Source organism: Natrinema salsiterrestre, from assembly GCF_029502005.1.
Taxonomy (GTDB): domain Archaea; phylum Halobacteriota; class Halobacteria; order Halobacteriales; family Natrialbaceae; genus Natrinema; species Natrinema salsiterrestre.
The window spans coordinates 188,222-209,733 of sequence record NZ_JAMQOT010000007.1; the positions used below are offsets into that span (position 1 = coordinate 188,222).

A 21,512-nucleotide genomic window follows, 5' to 3' on the forward strand; every position below is an offset into this window, starting at 1 on the left:
CCCTCCCTAGTTCCCCCCATGATCGACCTTCGGTTTTCGGAGGCGGAACTCGAGCAGCGGCGCGAACACATCACGGACTTCATTCGCGAGCAGGTTGACGCGGCGGGGGCAGACGGTGCCGTCCTCGGGCTCTCGGGCGGGATCGACAGCACGCTGACCGGCACGCTCGCCGTCGAGGCGCTCGGCGCGGAGAACGTCCACGGGCTCGTCCTGCCGGCGACCGTCAGCAGCGACGAGAACATGAGCGACGCCGAACGGGTCGCCGTGGACCTCGAGATCACGTACGACGTGATCGAGATCGAACCGATCGTCGACTCGCTGCTGGCGGCCTATCCCGAGGCCGAAGGCGACCGCGAGGCGGTCGGGAACGCGCGGGCTCGCGTCCGAGGGGCCGTGAACTATCTCGTCGCCAACCACGAGAGCCGACTCGTGCTGGGGACGGGCAACCGCAGCGAGGCCGCCGTGGGCTACTTCACCAAGTACGGCGACGGGGCCGTGGACTGCCATCCGATCGGGAACCTCTACAAGGGACAGGTCCGCCAGCTCGCCCGTCACGTCGGCGTTCCCGAGGAACTGGCGGCCAAGACCGCGACCGCGGAGCTGTGGGCCAACCAGACCGACGAGACGGAACTGGGACTCAGCTACGAGACGCTCGACTCGATCCTCGCGACCCACATCGACGGGCCGCTCCCGGTCGCCGCGACCTGTCGACTCCTCGAGGTGGACGAAGAAACTGTCGAGCGGGTTCGCGGGATGTACGAGGGCAGCGAACACAAACGGAACGCCCCGCCGGCACCGGAGCCCCTCGAGTAACTGGCTCTCCTCGCGTCACTCGGCCCGTTCTCGCCACTCGTCCTCGAGCAGGCCGTACCAGTAGACGTCCCAGTGCTCGCCGTCGACGAACTCTCCATCGCGATGGACGCCCTCTCGCGTGAACCCGACTCCCTCGAGAAGCCGCTGTGACGGCTCGTTGAACTCGAACACGTGGGCGGAGAGCCGATGGAGACCGAGCTGGTCGAAGGCGTACCGGACGACGCGTCCCGTCGCTTCGGTGCCGTACCCCTGATCGTGGTGGTCGGGTGCGATCCAGTACCCGATCTCGGCGGTCCGGGCCTCCCAGTCGAAGTCGAAGAGGCCGATCGTTCCGATCGGCGTCGAATCGGCGACGAGCAGCAGATCGACGGTGTCGTCGCCACAGACCACGTTCTCGAAGAAGTCGCGTTCCTGCTCACCGTTGAGGGGTCTGGATCGTCCGATCGCCCGCCAGATCGTCGGATCGTTGACCTGCGCTCGCAGGAACTCGAGGTCCTCCTCCTCGATCGGTCGGAGCGCGACGCGGTCGGCGTCCAGAAACACTGGGCCGGGCATATCCTCCCGTAGCTGTCACGCGATAAATCACTTTTCAAAAACCATTCCGGAACGGGTACTCGAGCGACGTCGCCTACTCGAGCAGCGCCTCGATATCGTCGGCGTGGGCGGCGACGAGGTCGGCGAACGCGTCCGCCTCGCGTCGCTCCTGCGTGGCGCGTTCGCTATCGTCTCGAATCCGCCGTTTCAGGGCCGCGAGTGCGTCCTCGGCGTTCCCAGCGATCTCCTCGGCGACGGACCGCGGATCGTCCTCGATTCGCGAAATCAGGCCCATCCGGAGCGCCTCCTCGGCGTCGATCGACCGGCCCGAGAGCGCGAACTCGAGGGCGTCGCCCTCGCCCAGCACGCGCGGCAGTCGGACGGTGCCGCCCCAGGCACCGAACAGGCCGAAGCTGACCCCCGGTTCGCCGTAGGTCGACTCCGGAGTCCCGACCCTGACGTCACAGGCCAGCGCCAGCTCGAGGCCGCCACCGCGTGCGGGACCGTCGATCCCCGCCACGACGACCGCCGGCGAGTCTTCGATGGTCCGGGCCACGCGTTGCCCCAGACGCGCGAACTCGGCCGCGCGGTCCCGATCGCCCTCGAGCGCCGCGACCTCGTTCAGATCCGCTCCCGCGGAGAACGCCGGGCCGCGTCCGCGGAGGTAGATCACGGGTTCTGCGGCCTCGTCGATCGCCCCCTCGAGCGTCTTCAGGCCGTCGACAGTCAATGCGTTGCGCGCCTCGGGGCGGTCGATCGTCACGGTGCGAATCGGTCCGTCTGCGGCGACATCGATCATGTCAGCAGTCGATCGGGCGTTTCCAAAGGTCTTTGGCTCCCCCGTCGTAACCCCCCGCTAATGGAGAATGCCGACAGCTGTCGGCGTGCCGCCGCCGAGGCAGTCGCGGACGTCGAACCGTCACAGCTACACGACTACATCGAAGCGACCCTCGAGCGCGCATCGATGGTCCCCGGCACGCTCACACTCGAGAGCGCCGCGATGATGGCTGCTGAGGGCCGGGTCTCCGAGGACGACCGATACGCCGACAGCGAGTCAGGGACCGAGGGGGGACAGGAGCCGGTGGACGATGAGACCCGCGACCACGAACTGGACGGCGTCGTCACCCACGCGGCCGGCGTCCAACTCATCTACGAGGGGCTGCGGTTGACCCGATCGCTCTCCCACGAGGAGCCCTGGACGGCGAGCGACGCCGACGCCGGCGACGGTGATCTCGCGATCCTCGCCGCCGACATCCTCGTCGCCCGCGGGTTCTACCTGCTGGCTCGCACCGACGCCGCCGGCAAGGCGGTCCGAACCGTCCAGTCGTTCGGGCGAGATCAGACCCGCCGCACCGAACTCGCCGCCGGCGATCGCGACCTCGAGACGCCCTCGTCAGATCGGGATGCCGACACCGAGACCGCGGCGGGGGTCGACACCGACGGCACCGATCCGGCATCGATCGACGCCAACCTCGAACGCGACGTGCTCGAACTCGCCGTTCTCACCGGCGCCGTCGCCGTCGGCACGACCCCGTCGCCGCGCCTGCTCGCCATCGCGGAGCGACTCGCCGACGCCGTCAGCACGTCGTTTCCCCCGGCCGAAGAGTACCTCGACGATCTCGAGCCCTCGATCCGGGAGCAGTCCCTCGAGGACCACGTGACCGATCGGGCGACCTCGGCGACGGATCCGTGACCGCCGGACGCGACCGGGAAGGGGATTACGACAACTCGGCGCACGGCCCGTCGGAATCGAAACCCATAAAGACATCTCCGGTCAACGAAGAAGTACGCGCCTGGGTAGCTTAGCGGTAAAGCGCGTCCTTGGTAAGGACGAGAGCCCGGGTTCAAATCCCGGCCTAGGCTCTTCCTGCGTTCCACTTGCTGAACACGTTTTTCGTGTGTCCAGAGTAACTCTCTCTCTTCTTTCTGTCACCTCTGAGCAGGCATTCGAGTCACCCCAAGAGAGACCGCTATCGAACGAATCCCAACTGAACGGGACAGGGTTCACTCGAGCCCCACTCGACACCCCGTCTCGGCCGACTCGTAGGCGGCCTCGATCGCGCGGAGGTCCGCGAGGCAGTCCTCGCCGTCGGGTTCGGGATCCGTGCCCGTCAGCACGCAGTGACCGAAGTAGTCGAACTCCTCGCAGACCTCGTCGACCGTCGGGCCGGTGTACTCCATCCGGATGTCGCCGCTCTCGACGACCATCTCCTGGGGGACGACGCCGCCGAAGGGTGACTCGATGTGGACCTTTCCCTCCGTACCGACCAGCTCGAGCTGGCTGCTGGCGTGGGCGTCGAAACTCGCCGTACAGGAGGCGGTCGTCCCGGTCTCGTACTCGATCTGGAAGGCGACGTGTTCGTCGACGTTCGCGAACGGGCCGCCGCTCGAGTAGGTGGTGGCGTAGACGCCCGTCGGCTCGCAGTCGAGGAGGAAGCGAATCGTATTGAGCGGATAGACACCGAGATCGACCAGCGCGCCGCCGCCGGCGAGGTCGGGATCGAGCCGCCACGTGTCGGCGCTCGCGGTTTCGAGCAGCGGATGCGAGAAGCCGCCGTGGACCTGCACGACGTCGCCGATCACGCCCTCGCGGACGAGTTCCCGCGTGCGCCGGACCGTCGGCTCGGTCTGGAGCCGATAGGCGGTCATCAGGGTCACGCCGGCGTCGGTGCAGGCCTCGACGATCTCTCGAGCGCGATCGAGGGTCGTCTCGAGGGGCTTTTCGCAGATGACGTGCTTTCCGAAGTCGGCCGCCGCGGTCGCGTACTGGCCGTGGAACGCGTTCGGCGTCGCGACGTAGATCCCGTCGTAGGCGTCCGTCCGTGCGCCCGCGAGGAACGCGTCGTAATCGATGACGTGTGAGACGTCGTACTCCTCGGCGATGTCGGTCGCGCGATCGGGGGAGCTCGTGACCAGCACCGTCGTCTCGCAGTAGCTCCCGGTGTGGATCGCGGGCAGTGCGCGCTGTCGTGCGAACCCGCCGATCCCGACGATCGCGAGTCGGACCGTTCCCGTGGCCGATTCGCGCTCCCAGTCGCGTCGCGTGAAGTTCGCGAAGGCGTCTTCGAGTGCCATGGTAATCCTACGACGTGCAGCGAAAAGGGGGCCACTGAACGGATTCCTGACTGTCAGTGGTCCAAACCGATTACCTCGACTGAACAACCGATGATCGGTTTTCGATCGTTGTATAGGCCGGTGGTATTCCCCCGGTATCGCTTTTCGAAGGAAAAAGTTATTCAATACTCGGCACTGATGTGCAATCATCCACAGGTGACGTAAGATGGTCAAAATGGAAACGGCGGAGCTGGACACCGACCTGAGTCTGTTCAAATACGACACCCTCGAGCAACTCCCGTCCCGATATCGGGACCTCGAGGAAGAGGAACGAACGGACCGCATCGAGGCTGCGCTCGAGGAACTCGGCGACGACGTCGTCATTCTGGGCCACAACTACCAGCGACGCGAGATCGTCGAACACGCGGATTTCATCGGGGACTCCTATCAGCTCTCGACGGAGGCGGCCGAGGCCGACGCGGAGTACGTGATCTTCGGCGGCGTGACGTTCATGGCCGAGAGCGCGGACATCATCACGGACGACGACCAATCTGTGATTCTCCCGAGCATGGAGGCATCGTGTCCGATGGCCGGAATGGCCGAGGCGCTCCAGGTCGACAGCGCGTGGGCAGAGATCACGGCGGCCGCGCCCGACGACGAGATCATCCCGATCACCTACATGAACTCCTACGCCGACCTGAAGGCCTTCTGTGCCAGTCAGGGCGGGCTCGTCTGTACCTCTTCGAACGCCCACGAGGCGTTCGAGTACGCCTTCGAGAAGGGCGACAAGGTCCTCTTCCTTCCCGACAAACACCTCGGGGAGAACACGGCTCACCGGCTCGATATGGAAGACGAGATCGCCGAGTGGGACCCCTGGGATCCCGAGGGGAAAGACGCCGACGAGGTCGCCGAGAGCGACATCATCCTCTGGGACGGCTACTGCCAGGTCCACGAGCGATTCCGCGAAGAGCACATCGAGGAGATCCGGGCGGACAACCCGGACGCCAACGTTATCGTCCACCCGGAGTGTCGCCGCGAGGTCGTCGAAGCGGCGGACGTGGCCGGCTCGACGGCGACGATCTGCGAAACGGTCGCAAACGCCGACCCCGGCGAAACGTGGGCCATCGGTACCGAGATCCACCTCACGAATCACCTCCAGCGCTGGCACCCCGAAGTCGACGTCGTCCCCCTCTGTGGGGACGCCTGCATGGACTGCAACGCCATGCGCCAGATCGACCCCAACTACCTCGCCTGGGTGCTCGAGGAGCTCGCCGAGGGCCGCGAACACAACGTGATCGAGGTCGCCCCCGAGGAGAAGGAACTCGCGGGCGTCGCGCTCGATCGGATGCTCGAGATCTGAGATGACCGACACCGACACCAGCACGGCGACGACGACCGACGGCGAGACGGCGGACGTCCTCGTCGTCGGCAGCGGCATCGCGGGCTGTGCGGCCGCGCTCGCGGCCGCCAGAGACGGCGCGGAGGTCCTCCTGCTGACGAAAGCGACGAAGCCCGCCGACGCCAGCACCGACTGGGCGCAGGGCGGCATCTCGACGACGCGCGGGAACCCGGCGTCGCTCAAGGAAGATATCGTCGATGCCAGCGACGGCACGGCCGATCCGGCCGCCGTCGACGCGCTCGTCGAGAACGCCGACGACGCCGTCGAGGACGTGCTCGTCGACACGCTCGAGGTCGGGTTCGACGAAGCCGACGGCGGAGACTTCGACTACACGCGCGAGGCCGCCCACTCGGAGTACCGCATCCTCCACGTCGACGCCGCGACGGGGACGCACATCCTGCGGCCGTTCCTCAACTACATCGACAACCACGAGCGCATTGAGGTCCGGCAGGATACGGCCGCCCTCGAGCTGATCACCGCCGAGGGGCGCGTCCACGGCGTCGTCAGCGACGAGGGCCCCGGGGGGCACCCGATCTTTGCGGGTGCCACGGTCCTCGCGACCGGCGGGATCGGCGCGCTCTACGGTCGCTCCACTAATCCCGCCGATGCGACCGGTGACGGGATCGCCATGGCCGCGCTCGCGGGTGCGGACGTCGAGGACATGGAGTTCGTTCAGTTCCACCCGACGGCCTATGCAGGCGACGATCCGTTCCTGCTTTCCGAAGCGCTGCGCGGCGAGGGCGCAGTACTGCGCAACGGTGACGGCGAACAGTTCATGGACGACTACCACCCGCAGGGCGATCTCGCGCCGCGAGACGTCGTCGCCCGCGCGGTCGAGACAGAACGCGAGGAGACCGGCGAGGTCGTGCTCGACGTGAGTCCCCTCGAGTTCGAGTCCGAGTACCCCGCCATCGCGGAGAAGTGTCGCGATCGCGGTATCGAGGGCGACGAGATCCCGGTCGCCCCCTGCGAGCACTTCCTCTGTGGCGGGATCGACGTCGACGAGCGCGGCCGCACCTCGCTCGATCGGCTCTACGCCGTCGGGGAGTGCGCCCGCACCGGCGTCCACGGCGCGAACCGACTGGCCAGTACCAGCCTGCTCGAGGGACTCGTCTGGGGTCTGCAGGCCGGCGACGACGCGACCGGTTTCGACCCGGAACCCGTCGAGGCGCCCGAACTTCGGAATCGAGATCCCGATCTCCCCGAGCGCTTCGCCGCGGAGAAGTTTACCCGTCTCACGCAGACGATGGACGAGTATCTGGGCCTCGAGCGCGACCCCGACGAGATCGCCCGCGCGAGTTCGGTCCTCCGGCGGCTCAAGGGCGAGGTCGACGCCTACATCCGCACGCGGACGGCGCGGGACCTCTACGAACTGCGGAATGCCAGCGTCGTCGCGCTGTTGATCGCCCGCGCGGCGAGCGAGAACACCGAGTCGACGGGGTGTCACTACGTTCTCGAGGCTGAGACTGCCGGCGGTGTTGATCGGACGTCGTTCTAATTCGTTACGCCGTGACTCCGATCGTCGTATCTGCGCTGCTGATCGAGTCGGTTTCTGTGACACTACATGATGTATTAGAAATACCTCACTTGCCTATCATGAACTGACGTGACACATCCGATAGCAATAGCAGTTAATTATGTCTATTTCTTTCTGAATATGTGGTCAAATTTTATAAAAAGTTATACTATAGTTATCTTGTTACTAAATTGTCACGCACTTTTATCATAAAGAACTGTTAATTGACTTATATGGTGGCCTGGACGGTCATACTGACAGGCGTTCTATTTTTCTCACTCATATCTGCTGGTGTATTCCTTATCGTATACCGCATATCAAACGAAGCAGCTGGGACGCTAACTAGGCGAACTTTCCGGATTGGTTTTCCTCTCGGAAGCATGATCCTCTCCGGCAGTTTAGGACTAATTCTCTATACGTCCAGCCGACTGTTCGAACCGATAGTGGTATTCGGTATTCCAGTCGCACTTCGGCTCGTTTTCGATATTAGCCTCTGGGTGACATTGCTGGCACTTCTCGGCGAAATCGGCCTGATATTCTGGCTCCTATTCACACCCCAACAACCCGTCAATCGACCGTTCACTAACTCCGACTAATCGTGAGTATACCACTGCACCCGACAGTCAAGCGAGGATTAGAACTAATCGCCGTCGGAAGCCTTGCCGTTGGATTTCTGGGACTTCTCTCTCTTCCCGGCCTTCACATTTCGACCGAATACTCGCTTATTCGAGTACTCGGTTATGATGGACCCATCCGTTTAGTTCGAGTTGTGACCCTATCCGCGTGGGTTCTGTCGTTTAGTCTCGTTCATTTTTTGAAATGGGCTGGTGGTGATGCGTAATGCAATCAGTCTCTTGTTGTCGAACAATTCACTCGAGAGGATACCGAACGATATGAGTAGTAAGTCGCCGATCAAATACGGCCTCGAGTGTCTCTCCGTCGTCAGCGTCGTAATCGGGTTCGGAGGGCTTCTCGTTCTCCCGTCTGTGAGCATCCCGTTTGAGCACTCGATACTCGGAATACTGGGATACGATGGGTCGACGACGCTGCCCTATCTCATCACGCTGGGTGCTTGGATACTGGCAATCATAACGCACATCCTCATCCGACGGCTGGAGGGACGCGATGAACGCTGACCGGACCGATCACTACCGGTCTCGAGCACGATCTCGGAGAGATCGACCAGACGAACGACGTCTTCCGCTGGATGAACCACGCTCGAGCGCGCTCTCAAAACACTGAGTCGCCTACTGACACCCTCCAGCGATGCGACCCATCGGTCACGAATCGCTTCTCTCTCCGTGGATCGGCAACAGCCGCGTCGGGGGTCGTGTTCAGAGACAGTCGATCCCTGACCCGTCCGGCCCCGAGTGAGAGTCAAAAACGGGCCGTTTATCGAACCCTCGGCTCCAAAGGAGAACATGATCACCGACGCACAGGTCGAGCGCTGGCTCCGCGAGGACATCGGCCACCACGACGTGACGAATCGGGTCCCCGGCGAGACGACCGGTCGCCTCGTCGCGAAGGAATCGGGGACCGTCGCCGGCCTCGAGGCCGCCACGGCCGTCTTCGGCTATCTCGACGTGGCCGTGACCAATCGACTCGAGGACGGGACCGACGTCGAACCGGGCGACGAACTGCTCCGGGTCGAGGGGGCTGCACGCGAGGTCCTCCGCGGTGAGCGCGTCGCGGTCAACCTCGCGGGCCACGCCTCGGGGATTGCGACGCGGACGCGGGAAGCAGTCGACGCGGCCCGCGAGGCGCGACGGGCCTCGGAAACGCGAGCGGCCGCGGGCCGCGAGCACCGGCCCGAATCCGATACCGCCGCGATCGCTGCGACCCGCAAGACTACGCCGGGGCTGCGCGGCCTCGAGAAACGCGCGGTCGTCGCGGGTGGCGGCGACACTCATCGGCTCGACCTCTCGCATATGGTCATGGTCAAGGACAACCACATCGCCGAGTTAGGGCTCGAGGAGGCGATCGAACACTTCCGGGAGCAGACCTCGTTTGCGACGAAGATCGATGTGGAGGTCGAAACAGTCGCGGACGCGCCACGGGCTGCGGCCGCCGGTGCCGATATCGTCCTGCTCGATAACATGACGCCCGAGGAAACCCGGCGAGCAGTCGCCGAACTCGCCGACCACGAGGGCGTGCTGGCCGAAGCCAGCGGCGGGATCACTATCGCGGACGTGTCCGACTACGCCGCCACCGGCGTCGACGTGATCTCGATGGGGTCGCTCACGCACTCCGCACCGTCGCTGGACCTGTCATTTCGAACCGGCGAGTGAGGGCCGTCACTCGGTCTCCGGGCGCCACGCGCGGACGTCGGATTCCTCGAGGAACAGCGACGGATCGTCGTGGGAGAAGCTCACCCACTGGTCCGTCGACTCGGTCGTCACGTGGGTCAGGAGTTCCTCCTCGAGGAGCGCCGTCTCGAAGACCGATTTGCAGGCCGTGACATCGTACTCGAGCGGAACGAAGATCGCCGTCTCGCTCGCGTCGTCGCGCTCGACCGTCAGCGCGACTCGCTGATCGCTCCCCTCCTCCGCGAGGGGCCGGTAGTAGACGTCGGCCTCCGTGATCGTGACGTCTCCCTCCTCGACGAGGTCGTGGACGACCTCGTACTCCGCCGCGCTGACCGCGACGTCCAGTCCGACTCGTTCGTCCCGCTCGACCGGCGAGACGTCGGTCGGCTCGAGGACGACGGCGTCCCAGCCGTCCTCGCGGTACTCCTCGGCGATTGCTCGCGCGTCCTCGAGGAGGTCAGTCCAGAGCGGGTCCGTCGCAGACTGGTCGTCCGCCGTCATCGCGCGCCCTCCGGTCGCGTTCGTGTCGTCATACTCGAGTCCGACGAGTCGGAGCGGAAAAACGTTACCTCACTTCCGGTGCGCCGTGACGGCCGATCCGAACTGCTCGAGGACTCACCGACGCGGGTCCTCGGTCACGTCTCGTCGGCGGGGTCCGTCCCGGACGGCGGCAGCTTCCATTGCTCCAGTCCGTCGCGCCAGATATCCGCGTCCGCGGGATCGCACGCCGCTTGCCACTTCGCCGGCGGCAGTACCGTCGCGTCGATGTCGCCGTTCTGAGCAGCGATCGGCGGATCGATCCGAACTCTGTGGGCCAGCACGCCGACGCCGTCCGTGTCTCGAATTCCGGCCAGCGCGTCCGTCGCCTCCTCGACGGTCAGGAACGACAGGACACACTCCGTGACGAAGACGTCGATCCCGTCGATCCCGAACGCCTCGCGCAGCGACGCAACGAGGTCGTCGTCGCGCAGATCCGCCTCGATCGCCCACTCCCGCGTCGCCTCGTCCATCGCGTCCAGTGCGGATCGAGACGTATCGAAGCCGTAGGCGGCCACGTCGTGCTCGCGCAGCCCCTCGATGGTCGCCCCGGCTCCACACCCCGCGATGACGACCACTGGGTCCCGCTCGGCGGTCGCGACGGTGCCGGCGAACGACGCGAGTTCCCCGACCTCGTCGTATCTCTCTCCCATGCCATATCGCCGACTCACAGGTGGAAAACGCTCTCGGTTACAGCTCTTCCTCGACGCTCTCGACAGAGACACCGGTCTCTTCGCCGATCAGGGCGTCTTCGACGGCCGTCCGAACGGTGTCCGGATCGGCGGGGCCGCCCGCGTCCGCGACGGTACCGACCGACGCCGGATCGAGCCCGACTGCGAGCGCGTCGTAGACTCCCTCGAGCACCCCTGCGAGCTCTCCGCGATTGGCTACGAGCACGATTCCGGCGACGAGCGCGGCGTCCTGCCGGACGCGCTGGGCGATGCCGACGAGCTTTCGACGTCGCCGCTCGCCGCTGCTCGCGTCCGCGACCGACAGCGAGTGCGTGCCGGGACAGAACGAGTCGTCGGGTTCGCCCCGACTCGGCTCGAGCCCGAGCGATCGAAGCGCCCGCTCGAGGGCTGCCGTGGCGCGCTCGTATCGGTCCGTGGACCCGGAGCGAAAGTCCGCGACCGGCTCGGCGCGGGCGAACGCCAGCGTCGTCGTCCCGTCGTAGGCGACCGCTCGACCCCCGACGTCGCGCTCGACTGGGTGAAACCCCAGCTCGCGTGCGGCCTCGCGGGCGCGGTCATACCTTTCGAGACGGACGTCCCGGCGACCGAACGCGATCTGGCGGTGGGGTGTCCAGACGCGGACGGCGGATTCGCCGTCGGCGGCGACCGACAACAGCCGCCGGCTCGCGTCGCGATCGCGCTCGAGAGACGGTGCCCGCCCGCGAAATACGCGCATGCCGGACGTTGGACCCGGTGGGTCTAAACGCTCCCGCTACCCAGATCACGGTAATCGATGGCCGTGACGCTTCCCGAGGCCGCGCTGGCACAGTACGAGCGCTTCTCGCTGTACAACTCGCCGTATCCCGCCCACGACGGCGGCTGTGCGATCGATCTCTATCCCGGTACGCTGGTGGACGGTCGAACGACCGCCGCGCCGAGCCCGGTCGCCGGGACCGTCCGCGAGACCCGTACCGTCCGCGCCCCGCCGAAGTCCTACGCACCCGAGCACGACCATCTCATTCTGCTCGAGCCGTCGGCGTCCGGCCCGCTCGCGGGACTGACTGTCAGAATCCTCCACGTCGATCCCTCGGTGGAGGCCGGCGATATCGTCGACCGGGGCGACTCGCTCGGCAGCCTCGTTCGGGCCGGCTTTTTCGCACCGTGGGTCGACAACCACCTCCACGTCGGCTTTCGAGGTGCGGATCAGAACCCCTACCGGGCGTCGGGATCGATCCCGATCGAACTCGGGGCGTCGGTTCGGCCGCTCGAGTGGGACGGTTCCGGTCACGTCGTCTCGACGGGCGATACCTACGCGGTGCTGGACGCCCCGGCACATCCGACCCCCGGCGCGGAATTCGTCGGCGTGCGGGCCGATCGGGGCGGCGTCCTCGACGGCGGACTCCCGCACTACGACGGCGGCGGACTGCTCGGACGGAGCGCTTCGATCGAGCCCGACGAGCCGTTCGAGACCGTCGTCTCGCTGAACGGCGACCGGCTCGGGGTCGCGAACGGTCGCACGATCGCGTGGGACGACGTGACCGTGACCGCAAACGGCGAGCCGATCACCGGGCTGTCGCTGTTCTGCGCTCGAGACGGTGACTTCGGCGCGAAACTGATCTGCCCGGATCAGGCGTTCGAACGCGGCGAGCGGGTTCGGGTGCGGGTTCGCTCGAGCGAGGCGATTTGAAGGGTCGATCGATCAACGCGGGTGCTCGACGTTTGGCGGCTCCGCTCGGTCCCGGTCGAGTGAACGGGCGACAACGGAGAGGGCGGGAAACGTAGCCGTCAAGACCCTCGCCGAGAGACGAGTGGCTATGCCAGAGGACGCCCCGACGATGGACGCGCTCGAGGAGTTCGACGACCTCGAGAGCATGCTCCAGTACTTCCTCGACGAGAACCAGGACTTCCTCTCGTGGCTCGGCACGAGCGTCGACGACGTCGGCGACGGGTCGATGACGATGTCGATCCCCTACGACGAGAAATTGACGAACATGCGGCCGAACGCCGCGGACGACGAGCAGGCGGACCTCCACGGCGGCGTCGCGGCCACCCTCATCGACACCGTCGGCGGGCTCGCGCTCCGGACGGCGATCGACGACCCCTTCGGCGTCCGGATCGCGACGATCAACCTGAACGTCAACTACCTCCGCCCCGCGACGGCGGACCTCGTGGCGACCGCGGACGTGATCCGGGTCGGCGGCAGCGTCGGCGTCAGCGAGATCACCGTCGAGAGCACGGCCCCCGACGGCGAGACCAAGCCCGTGGCGATCGGACAGGGGGCCTACCGCGTGTTCCGTTCGGGGTAGCCCCTCGGGTCGAGTTCGACCGTCGGTGCGTCACTGCTACTCGCGTTCCGCCGCGCGCCAGCGGACTCGCGGCCAGCATTTTCCTTCAGGTAGCAGCCCGACACAATAATTGCGAAAATATAGCGTAGAAATAAAAACGGTCGAGCACTGTCTTATTAGCTGTCGCCGAACACGTTCTACCGCTTTTCCATCCCGTAGGAATTCATCTCTCACCTATTACGGTGGACTCTCGAGGGTGAACTGTACCGAGCGGGGCGGCGGGCCGGTACCCGTCGCCTCCGTACCACCGCGTTCTACAGGATGCGCGGACGGAACTCGTGGCCTCGAGCCACACCCTGAACGACAATGACCCAACCCACCGACGCCGACGACAGACCCGCCGACGCGAACCGTTCGACCGAATCCGCGATCGACGCCGGGAGCGATTCGGAGCGCGATCCGCTGTTCTCCCGGATCCCCAGACGGGACTTCGTGAAGGCCGGAGCAGCGACGGGCGCGATGGCCTCGCTGGCCGGCTGTACGGGGATGCTCAGCGGTGACGACGAATCGACCTCGCTCACGGACGTCAAGACCGACGTCGATCCCGGGGAACACGACGACTACTACGCGTTCCTCTCGGGCGGTCACACCGGCGAGATTCGCGTCTACGGCCTCCCGTCGATGCGACAGCTGATGCGAATTCCCGTGTTCCAGCCGGAGAGCGCCCGCGGCTACGGCTACGACGACCGCACGAGCGAGATGCTCGAGGACGCGGGCGGCTACTCGTGGGGTGACGCACACCACCCGCGCGTGAGCCAGACGGACAACGACTACGACGGCCGCTGGGCGTTCGTCAACGACAAGGCGAACGGTCGGATGGCCCGGATCAACCTGAAGTACTTCGAGACGGACGCGATCGTCGACATCCCGAATCAGCAGGGGACTCACGGTGCCTGCTGTCTGCTCCCGGACACGAAGTACGTCTTCGGCGTCGGCGAGTTCCGCGTCCCGATGCCCAACGACGGGCGGGACCTCACCGACCCGGACAGTTACACCTCGACCATCGCCGCGATCAACCCCGAGACGATGAACGTCGAGTGGGAGGTCCTGGTCGACGGCAACATGGACAACGGCGACGGCGGCAAGGAAGGCCGGTGGTTCTTCGCGACCGGCTACAACAGCGAGCACGCCGTCACCGAGAGCGAGATGTCCTCGACGGACACCGACTGGCTGAAGGCCTTCGACGTGCCCGCCATCGAGGAGGCCGTCGAGGCCGGCGAGTACGAGGAGATCGGCGGCGTTCCGGTCGTCGACGGTACCCGGAACAGTTCGTTGAACGAGGGCGATCGGCCCGTCGCCCGCTACATCGACGTCTCGAAGAGTCCCCACGGCGTCAGCGTCACGCCCGACGGGAAGTACGCGATCGCGAGCGGGAAACTCGACCCGACGGCGACGGTCGTCGACATCGAGACGCTCGCCGAGGCCGACGATCCCAACGAATCGATCGTGGGCCGCCCGCGGCTCGGCATGGGGCCGCTCCACACCGCCTACGACGGCCGCGGCCACGCCTACACGACGCTGTTCATCGACTCGCAGGTCGTCAAGTGGGACATCGAGGCCGCCGTCGAGGCCGGCGAGGAGTCGACCGACCCGGTGATCGAGAAGATCGACGTCCACTACAACCCCGGCCACCTCATCGCCGCGGAGTCGTACACGGCCGACCCGCAGGGCGACTGGCTGATCTCGCTGAACAAGCTCTCGAAGGATCGGTTCCTGCCGGTCGGGCCGATGCACCCCGAGAACGACCAGCTGATCTACATCGGCGACGACGAGGAGGGGATGTCCCTCGTCAAGGACACGCCCTCCTACGCCGAACCCCACGACGCCTCGATCGTCAGCGCGGACAAGATCGACCCCGCGAAAGTCTACGACCCCGCTGACTACGACGAGGAGTTCGTCGGACACGAGGACATCGACATCTCCCGCGAGGACGGGCGCGCCCACGTGAAGATGTACTCGACGCGCAACGAATTCGGCTTCGAGGAGGTCACCGTCACGGAGGGCGACGAGGTGACGATGACCGTCACCAACATCGAACAGACCGCCGACATCCTCCACTCGCTGGCGATCCCCGAGCACGACATCAACATCAAGCTCGCGCCACAGGAGACGCGCGAGGTGACGTTCACCGCCGACGAGCCGGGCGTCTACTGGATGTACTGTGCGTTCTTCTGTAGCGCACTCCACCTCGAGATGCGCTCGCGACTGATCGTCGAACCCGCGGAGTGATCTCACGATGACCCGATCCCGCCTCACGCGGCTGCTCGAGCTCAGACGGCTCCTCCCGCTCGTCGCAGCCGTGCTGTTCGTGCTCGCCCTGCGCGTTCCGGTGTGGCGGATTACGCTGACGGCACCGCAGTACGTCGACGCGCTCGTCGTGGAGCTCTACGCACGCCCGGAAATCGGCGGCGACTGGCAGGAAGTCAGGGGGCTCAACAAGTACGTCGGGTTCTACTACCCGGATCCGGTGTACGCCGAGCCCAACTACGAGCCCCACGAGAAGGCGATCGACGTCCCGGAGTGGGTGCTCGGTCCGGTCGTGTTCCTCGGAATGGGCGCGGCCTCGGCGGTCGTTTCGCTCCTCCCGAGCCGACGGCTCTCGCGCGGGCTGAGCGCGCTGTTCGCCGGCTCGATCGCGATCTTCGGCGCGATGGGGGCCATCATCCAGTACCGGCTCTACCAGGCCGGACACTCGCTGGACCCCGACGCGCCGCTCAACGGCGTCGAGGGTTTCACGCCCCCGCTGCTGGGCTCCTACGAGGTCGCGAACATCAGCGGCACCGCCTGGTTCGGCCCCGGCGGTTACATGCTGGTCGGGGCGGTCGTCCTGCTGGGTATCGCCGTCGTCTTCCGAAACTCGACGGCAACGATTGTCGACCTGCCCGCGCTCGTCCGCGACGGGTGGGTGCGAGGTCGAAACCGGATTCCCCGTCGCGGGAGCGACGACGGACGCCACGAACGGACTCGAGACCACGGAACGGACCCGGTCGTCGAAACGACCGACGAATCGACCACCGGCGGCGAACCGATCGACGAATCGACCCCCGCCGGCGAACCGACCGACGAGCCGACTGTGAGCGACCGTTCGCGACCGTCGCCGGAGGGTGATCCCCGATGAGGGACGGCACCTTCGCCGTCGCCGCCGCGGTGGTCCTCGTCTGTTCGCTCGCGGGGGCGGCCGTCGCCGCGACGAGCGGCTCGGCCGAGTCCGAGCGCGTCGACGACTGGCAGGCGGACGTGCCGGCCGTCCACGACGTCGACGAACCGGGATTCGACGGCGTTGCGACCGTCGACGACGAGCCGTTCGACTCGGTACAGGCGGCGGTCGACGCCGCCGACCGAGGTGATACCGTTCGCCTCGAGGGCCGGTTCGACGAACGGGTCGTCGTCGACACGCCGGACGTGACGATCGCGGCCATCGAACGCGACGGTGCACTAATCGACGGCGGCGGGGAGGGCACGGTCGTCGGGATTCAGGCCGAGAACGTCACCCTCGAGAACGTCTGGATCCGCAATTCCGGCCTCGAGCGATCCGACACCGACAGCGGCGTCGTCGTCAACGGCTCGAACGCGACGCTGTCGTCGCTCCGACTGACCGAGATCCAGTTCGGCATCTGGATCGGGAGCGTCGCGGACGTGACCGTCGAGGACTCCATCGTCGCCGGACGTGAGGACGTGCCGCTGGCCGAGCGCGGCAACGGCATCCACCTCTGGGAGGCGACCGACGCCGAGGTGCGGAACAACTCCGTGACGACCGTCCGCGACGGGATCTACTACCAGTGGGCCGAGGGGATCGTCGCCGAGGGCAACACGATGTGGGACATGCGCTACGGCGTCCACTACATGTACTCGGACGACAACCGCCTCGAGGACAACGTCGCGTTCGACAACGACGTCGGCTTCGCGCTGATGGTCTCGAAGCGGCTGACGCTGGAGAACAACACCGCGGTGACCAACGACGGGACGAGCGGTCACGGCGTCCTACTCAAGGACGTCGAGGACAGCGAGGTCGTCGGTAACGACCTCGTCGGCAACGGCAACGGGCTGTACGTCCACAACTCCCAGGACAACCGCCTCGCGTCGAACCTCGTCCTCGCGAACGACGTGGGCGTCCACATCACCGGCGGGAGCAACGGCGAGACCGTCTCGGGCAACAGTTTCATCCGGAACGGCGAAGCCGCGTTCGCGGAGACGAAGTCACAGACCAGCTGGAACGGCACCGATCGGGGCAACTACTGGTCGGCGGCCCGCGTCGCCGACCTCGACGACGACGGGATCAGCGAGAACCGCCACCGACCCGCCGGCACCGTCGAGCGGCTCGTCCACGAAAAGCCGCAGGCGGCGGTCTTCGCCCAGAGCCCGGCCTTCGACGCGGTCAAACTGGCGGAGAGCTCGTTCCCCGTCCTCGAGACCCCGGGGATCGTCGATCACCGACCGCTGGCCGACTCGCCCCACGACCACTGGAGGTCCTACTATGAGAATCACGATAACTGACGTTCACAAACGGTACGGCGACGTCGTCGCCCTCGACGGGCCCTCCTTCGAGGTTCCCTCGGGGTCGACGTTCGGCGTCCTCGGCACGAACGGTGCGGGAAAGACGACGCTGTTCAAACTCCTCGTCGGCCACGACAGCCCCGACGCGGGACGGATCGAGGTCGGCGGGCTCGACGTCGAGACCGCGGGCCACCGGGTCCGCGAGCGGGTCGGGTACATGCCCGAACACAGCGGCTTCCCGTCGAGGATGACCGGTCGCGAAGTGCTCAGTGTCCACGCCCGTATCCGCGGGCTCGCGGACCGCCGCGAACGGATCGCGGAGTGTCTCGAGCTCGTCGGCCTGCCCGACGCCGCCGACCGCGCGGTCTCGGGCTACTCCAACGGGATGGCCCGGCGGCTCGGGCTCGCGTCCGTCCTGCTCTCCCGCCCGCCCGTGCTCGTCCTCGACGAGCCGACCGCTGGGCTGGACCCCCGCGGCGTCGCGGCGTTTCACCGGATCATCGAGCGGATCGACCGCGACACCGAGGCCACGGTCGTCATCTCCTCGCACGTCCTGAGCGAGATCGAACGCCTCTGTGATGACGTCGCCATCCTTCAAGACGGCCGGCTGCGCGAAACCGGTTCCATCGACGAGCTGCGTCAGGAGACTGCCGGCCACGTGACGGTCGTCTGTCAGCCCGCCGACGACCGCGCCGCCCTGCTCGAGGCCGTTCAGGGGCGGGGCGACGTCACCGACACCGGTGACGCGATCGAGATCGCCTGCGAGCGCGCGGCGGCGTTCGACCTCGTCGCCGCGCTCGGCGAACGGCGGGACCTCGTCGACGGCTTCGAGGTCCGCGAACCGGGCCTCGAGGCGGCGTTCCACGAGGCGCTCGCGGACGATACCGACCTCGAGGAGGTGCCGGCATGACGCCCGATCGCCGACGGGACGACCCCGATGGGGACCGGACGGCTGGAATCGCTCCGGACGCTGAGTCGGAATCCCGCAAACCGAACCCGATGGGACCGAACTCCGCGGAACTGAACCCCGCGGAACCGAAACCGGACGGTGGCTACGAGACTGCCGTGGGCGTGGCTCACAGCGGTGAATCCGGGTCGACCGCCGGCCAACTGTTCGTCGTCGCGGCGACGGAGTACCGTCTCGCGGTACGGAGCCAGTGGGCGGTCGCGCTCACCGCGATCTTCGCCGTCTTCGCCCTCGGAATGGCGACGTTCAGCGGCGCGGACGCGAGTCCCGCCGGGTTCGACCGGATCGTCGCGAGCCTGGCGGCCCTCGTCGTCTACCTCGTGCCGCTGGTCGCGCTCGCGTTCAGCTACGACGCCATCGTCGGTCGCGAGGAGAGCGGCTGGCTCCAGGCGCTGTTCTCGCTGCCCGTCTCGCGGTCGTGGGTCGTCCTCGGTACCGCCGCCGGCCGCGCGACCGTCCTCGCGAGCGCGACGATCATCGGCTTCGGAATCGCCGGCCTCCTGCTCCTGCTCGAGTACGGGTTCGGCGGCTTCGAGGCGTACGTCGGCTTCCTGCTCGCCGCGGTCGGCCTCGGACTGGTCTTCCTCGCGATCGGCGTCTTGCTGTCGACGCTGGCTCGGGAGAAGACCCACGCGCTCGGCGTCGCGCTCCTCGCGTGGGCCTGGTTCGTCCTCGTTCACGACCTGCTCGCGCTGGGCGTGATCGGGGCGTTTTCGCTGCCCGACGCGGCCGTCTCCGCGATGGTCCTGGCCAATCCGACGGGCGTCTTCCGGGCGCTCGTCCTCGGGGCGCTGGGCGCGGGCGGCGACGCCGGATTCGCCGCCGTGCTCGCCGAGGCGGGGCTCTCGACGGGAGCGCTGACCGCCGCCCTCGTCGCCTGGATCGTCGTTCCGATCGCGCTCGCGGCGCTCGCCGTCGACCGACGACGACTATGACGGGGCAACGGCTGGTTCGGACGGCGATCTCCCGTCGGCCGCTGCTGGTCGGGACGGCGGGGCTCGCGAGCGGCGGATTTGCGGGCTGTCTCGCCGACACCGGCGAGGCGGAGGTCGCCGAACCGATCGCTCTCACCGGCGGCCGGACGTGTGACGTCTGCGGGATGACGATCGAGGATCACTACGGCCCCGCCGGACAGATCTTCTACGCGGACGGCAAGCCCGAGATGCGAGAGGGGCCGTCCTATTTCGACAGCGTCGCGGAACTGCTGGACTACCGCGACCGACGCGATGCGCGCGGCCGGACGGCGCGTGCCACCTTCGTCACCGACTACTCGCGCGTCGACTACGAGCTGACCGAGCGCGACGGCAGCCGCCGGATCTCGACGCACGCCGACGCCGCGGCCTTCGCGGACGCGACGGACTGTTACTACGTCGTCGACAGCGGGGTCCGCGGGGCGATGGGCGACGAGTACCTTCCCTTTTCGGACTACGAGGAAGCCACTGCGTTCGTCGACGATCACGCCGGAACGGTTCGTCAGTGGCATCATCTCGTGGAGTAGGCCGGACGGGCAGTCGACGTGGTCTCGCAGTGGTCGGAACACGTCGCCCAGCTCGTCGACCGCGGACTCGAATCGCCCGCCCGGTCTCAGGTGTCGCTCGAGAGCTTCCGAAGCCGGACGACGCAGAACACCGTTAGGAGCGCGAACGCGGCGGCGGCCAGGGTCGCGCCCACCGAGTAAAAGTACCAGAGCGCGTAGGCGCTCCCGCCCATTCCGATCAGGTACACCGGCCGACGCTGTCGGTCGTTCATTCGACCGTTCCCTCCGCTTCCGGGCCGCATCGCAGCCGATTCGTCGCCGCCGTCCGTCCGGTTCGGGTCCCGCTCATACCCGTTCGTCGGCCGGACGATAGTAAACGGTGTCCACTCGAAAATCAGCTCGCCGTCGCGCTGTCGGCCGTCCGCAACTCGTATCGGGCCACGAGCGACCGTCTCTAATGTCGGCCTAGGTATCCGCGGACAGCATTCGGAGCCGCACGACGAGGTAGACCGCCACGAACGCGAACGCGCCGGCGTAGAGCCACGTTCCGTTCGTGACCGCGTACGCGAACGCGACCGCGTTGAGCGCGATTCCCACCAGATACACCGGTCGCAGTCGCCGTTTGTTCATTCGCCGCCACCGTCCGTGGCGGGCTCGAGGCGCGGTTCGCTCGTCGGTTCCCGACGGTGCGACTGCAGTGATTCCATACCGACTCGTTGAACCGGCCGGCTTGAAAAAGCGAAGGTCCCGACGCGTCGCCGGTTCACGCGAACTCGATCTCCGCGCTCGGTTCGACCTCGCCGAACAGCCACGCGGCGTGATCGAGGGCGTACTCGCGGTGATCCTCTTCGATCGCACCGATGCAGTCCTCGACCATGATCGGCCGGAAGTCCCGCAGGCCCGCGCTGCCGCCGGTGTGGAGCACGCAGACGTTCGCGAGGGTCCCACAGATGACCAGATCGTCGATCCCGCGCGCGTTCAGCCACCCCTCGAGTTCCGTGTTGTAGAACGCGTCGTAGGTGTGTTTCTCGACGACGTTGTCGGCGGCGTCGACGGGCAGTTCGTCCACGATTTCGGCCTCCCACGAGCCCTCGAGGACGTGCTCGCCCCACTGATCGAACTCGTCGTAATAGTGGGCGTCCTCGAACTGTTCCGGTGGGTGGACGTCGCGGGTGAAGAGCAGGCGCGCGCCGGCGTCGCGAGTGCGATCGACGAGGTCCGCGATCGGGTCGATGACGTCCTCGCTGCCCGGTGCGTACAGCGAGCCCTCGGGATGACAGAACCCGTTTTGCATGTCGACGACCACCACTGCCGTGTTCGCTGGCTCGAGTCGCATCTCTGGGCGGGAGTACGAACGGGATCGTGAAAACGTTCGCGCCGGAGACGGGCCGACCACCGT

At 66.6% G+C, this 21,512-nt stretch carries 23 protein-coding genes and 1 tRNA gene; 15 read left to right on the plus strand and 9 right to left on the minus strand.

Translation table 11 applies throughout. The features are described 5' to 3' along the window. The first annotated feature begins 18 nt into the window (after positions 1 to 18). Positions 19 to 813, plus strand: a complete 795-nt coding sequence (locus NDI89_RS18545) for an NAD+ synthase (protein ID WP_277523683.1) — start codon at positions 19 to 21, stop codon at positions 811 to 813. A 15-nt stretch (positions 814 to 828) separates the two neighbouring features. On the opposite strand, the gene NDI89_RS18550 is transcribed toward NDI89_RS18545, so the two are convergent. Together NDI89_RS18550 and NDI89_RS18555 are read right to left on the minus strand one after the other, a co-directional pair. Continuing rightward, positions 829 to 1,368: a GNAT family N-acetyltransferase gene (locus NDI89_RS18550; RefSeq protein WP_277523684.1), complete on the minus strand. Its 540-nt coding sequence runs from the start codon at positions 1,366 to 1,368 to the stop codon at positions 829 to 831. Positions 1,369 to 1,441: 73 nt separating this feature from the next. Beyond that, the gene (locus tag NDI89_RS18555) at positions 1,442 to 2,146 is read right to left on the minus strand and encodes an enoyl-CoA hydratase/isomerase family protein (RefSeq protein WP_277523685.1); all 705 of its coding nucleotides are present in this window, start codon (positions 2,144 to 2,146) and stop codon (positions 1,442 to 1,444) included. Positions 2,147 to 2,206: 60 nt separating this feature from the next. On the opposite strand from NDI89_RS18555, the gene NDI89_RS18560 reads away from it, so the two are divergent. Together NDI89_RS18560 and NDI89_RS18565 are read left to right on the plus strand one after the other, a co-directional pair. Then, complete coding sequence (locus tag NDI89_RS18560; protein ID WP_277523687.1) at positions 2,207 to 3,040, plus strand: DUF7114 family protein; 834 nt, start codon at positions 2,207 to 2,209, stop codon at positions 3,038 to 3,040. Positions 3,041 to 3,138: 98 nt separating this feature from the next. Next, a tRNA-Thr gene (locus NDI89_RS18565) sits at positions 3,139 to 3,210 on the plus strand. Positions 3,211 to 3,351: 141 nt separating this feature from the next. On the opposite strand, the gene gfo6 is transcribed toward NDI89_RS18565, so the two are convergent. Beyond that, on the minus strand, positions 3,352 to 4,422 hold the full coding sequence (gene gfo6 / locus NDI89_RS18570; protein ID WP_277523688.1) for a D-xylose 1-dehydrogenase Gfo6: 1,071 nt from the start codon (positions 4,420 to 4,422) through the stop codon (positions 3,352 to 3,354). A gap of 205 nt (positions 4,423 to 4,627) precedes the next feature. Between gfo6 and nadA the strand changes: the two genes are divergently transcribed. The 4 genes from nadA to nadC all read left to right on the plus strand — a co-directional run bounded on the left by nadA (position 4,628) and on the right by nadC (position 9,604). Next, the gene (nadA, locus tag NDI89_RS18575; protein WP_277523690.1) at positions 4,628 to 5,761 is read left to right on the plus strand and encodes a quinolinate synthase NadA; all 1,134 of its coding nucleotides are present in this window, start codon (positions 4,628 to 4,630) and stop codon (positions 5,759 to 5,761) included. A 1-nt stretch (position 5,762) separates the two neighbouring features. Then, entirely contained in the window at positions 5,763 to 7,298 is a 1,536-nt protein-coding gene (locus NDI89_RS18580; protein WP_277523692.1) for an L-aspartate oxidase, read from the plus strand. Between the two features lie 851 nt (positions 7,299 to 8,149). After that, positions 8,150 to 8,452 (plus strand): hypothetical protein, encoded by a 303-nt coding sequence (locus NDI89_RS18585; protein ID WP_277523695.1) that lies wholly within the window; start codon positions 8,150 to 8,152, stop codon positions 8,450 to 8,452. 285 nt (positions 8,453 to 8,737) lie between these two features. Then, complete coding sequence (gene nadC / locus NDI89_RS18590; protein ID WP_277523697.1) at positions 8,738 to 9,604, plus strand: carboxylating nicotinate-nucleotide diphosphorylase; 867 nt, start codon at positions 8,738 to 8,740, stop codon at positions 9,602 to 9,604. Between the two features lie 6 nt (positions 9,605 to 9,610). On the opposite strand, the gene NDI89_RS18595 is transcribed toward nadC, so the two are convergent. From NDI89_RS18595 to NDI89_RS18605, 3 genes are all read right to left on the minus strand, one after another. After that, entirely contained in the window at positions 9,611 to 10,123 is a 513-nt protein-coding gene (locus NDI89_RS18595) for a DUF7529 family protein (RefSeq protein WP_277523700.1), read from the minus strand. A gap of 134 nt (positions 10,124 to 10,257) precedes the next feature. Continuing rightward, positions 10,258 to 10,812: a class I SAM-dependent methyltransferase gene (locus tag NDI89_RS18600; RefSeq protein WP_277523702.1), complete on the minus strand. Its 555-nt coding sequence runs from the start codon at positions 10,810 to 10,812 to the stop codon at positions 10,258 to 10,260. Between the two features lie 37 nt (positions 10,813 to 10,849). Then, a complete protein-coding gene (locus tag NDI89_RS18605) occupies positions 10,850 to 11,566 on the minus strand; it encodes a lipoyl protein ligase domain-containing protein (RefSeq protein ID WP_277523704.1) in 717 nt (238 codons plus the stop codon). Positions 11,567 to 11,623: 57 nt separating this feature from the next. Here NDI89_RS18605 and NDI89_RS18610 point away from each other — a divergent pair, with 57 nt between their 5' ends. The 8 genes from NDI89_RS18610 to NDI89_RS18645 all read left to right on the plus strand — a co-directional run bounded on the left by NDI89_RS18610 (position 11,624) and on the right by NDI89_RS18645 (position 20,134). Further along, positions 11,624 to 12,517 (plus strand): DUF8155 domain-containing protein, encoded by an 894-nt coding sequence (locus tag NDI89_RS18610; RefSeq protein ID WP_277523706.1) that lies wholly within the window; start codon positions 11,624 to 11,626, stop codon positions 12,515 to 12,517. A gap of 127 nt (positions 12,518 to 12,644) precedes the next feature. Next, positions 12,645 to 13,136, plus strand: coding sequence for a PaaI family thioesterase (locus tag NDI89_RS18615; protein WP_277523708.1), 492 nt, complete (start codon positions 12,645 to 12,647; stop codon positions 13,134 to 13,136). Positions 13,137 to 13,481: 345 nt separating this feature from the next. After that, the gene (gene nosZ / locus NDI89_RS18620) at positions 13,482 to 15,404 is read left to right on the plus strand and encodes a TAT-dependent nitrous-oxide reductase (RefSeq protein WP_277523711.1); all 1,923 of its coding nucleotides are present in this window, start codon (positions 13,482 to 13,484) and stop codon (positions 15,402 to 15,404) included. Between the two features lie 7 nt (positions 15,405 to 15,411). Then, the gene (locus NDI89_RS18625; protein ID WP_277523713.1) at positions 15,412 to 16,293 is read left to right on the plus strand and encodes a hypothetical protein; all 882 of its coding nucleotides are present in this window, start codon (positions 15,412 to 15,414) and stop codon (positions 16,291 to 16,293) included. Then, on the plus strand, positions 16,290 to 17,669 hold the full coding sequence (nosD, locus tag NDI89_RS18630; RefSeq protein ID WP_277523714.1) for a nitrous oxide reductase family maturation protein NosD: 1,380 nt from the start codon (positions 16,290 to 16,292) through the stop codon (positions 17,667 to 17,669). The genes NDI89_RS18625 and nosD overlap by 4 nt, the downstream gene beginning before the upstream one ends. Continuing rightward, positions 17,650 to 18,579, plus strand: a complete 930-nt coding sequence (locus NDI89_RS18635) for an ABC transporter ATP-binding protein (RefSeq protein ID WP_277523715.1) — start codon at positions 17,650 to 17,652, stop codon at positions 18,577 to 18,579. Before nosD ends, NDI89_RS18635 begins: the two co-directional genes overlap by 20 nt. Then, complete coding sequence (locus NDI89_RS18640) at positions 18,576 to 19,571, plus strand: ABC transporter permease (protein WP_277523716.1); 996 nt, start codon at positions 18,576 to 18,578, stop codon at positions 19,569 to 19,571. The genes NDI89_RS18635 and NDI89_RS18640 overlap by 4 nt, the downstream gene beginning before the upstream one ends. Next, positions 19,568 to 20,134, plus strand: coding sequence for a nitrous oxide reductase accessory protein NosL (locus NDI89_RS18645; RefSeq protein ID WP_277523717.1), 567 nt, complete (start codon positions 19,568 to 19,570; stop codon positions 20,132 to 20,134). The genes NDI89_RS18640 and NDI89_RS18645 overlap by 4 nt, the downstream gene beginning before the upstream one ends. Before the next feature lie 86 nt (positions 20,135 to 20,220). On the opposite strand, the gene NDI89_RS18650 is transcribed toward NDI89_RS18645, so the two are convergent. The 3 genes from NDI89_RS18650 to NDI89_RS18660 form a co-directional block, all read right to left on the minus strand. Next, entirely contained in the window at positions 20,221 to 20,385 is a 165-nt protein-coding gene (locus tag NDI89_RS18650; RefSeq protein ID WP_277523718.1) for a hypothetical protein, read from the minus strand. Between the two features lie 193 nt (positions 20,386 to 20,578). Further along, on the minus strand, positions 20,579 to 20,743 hold the full coding sequence (locus tag NDI89_RS18655) for a hypothetical protein (protein WP_226005202.1): 165 nt from the start codon (positions 20,741 to 20,743) through the stop codon (positions 20,579 to 20,581). 133 nt (positions 20,744 to 20,876) lie between these two features. Continuing rightward, complete coding sequence (locus tag NDI89_RS18660) at positions 20,877 to 21,449, minus strand: cysteine hydrolase family protein (protein ID WP_277523721.1); 573 nt, start codon at positions 21,447 to 21,449, stop codon at positions 20,877 to 20,879. Between the last annotated feature and the right edge of the window lie 63 nt (positions 21,450 to 21,512).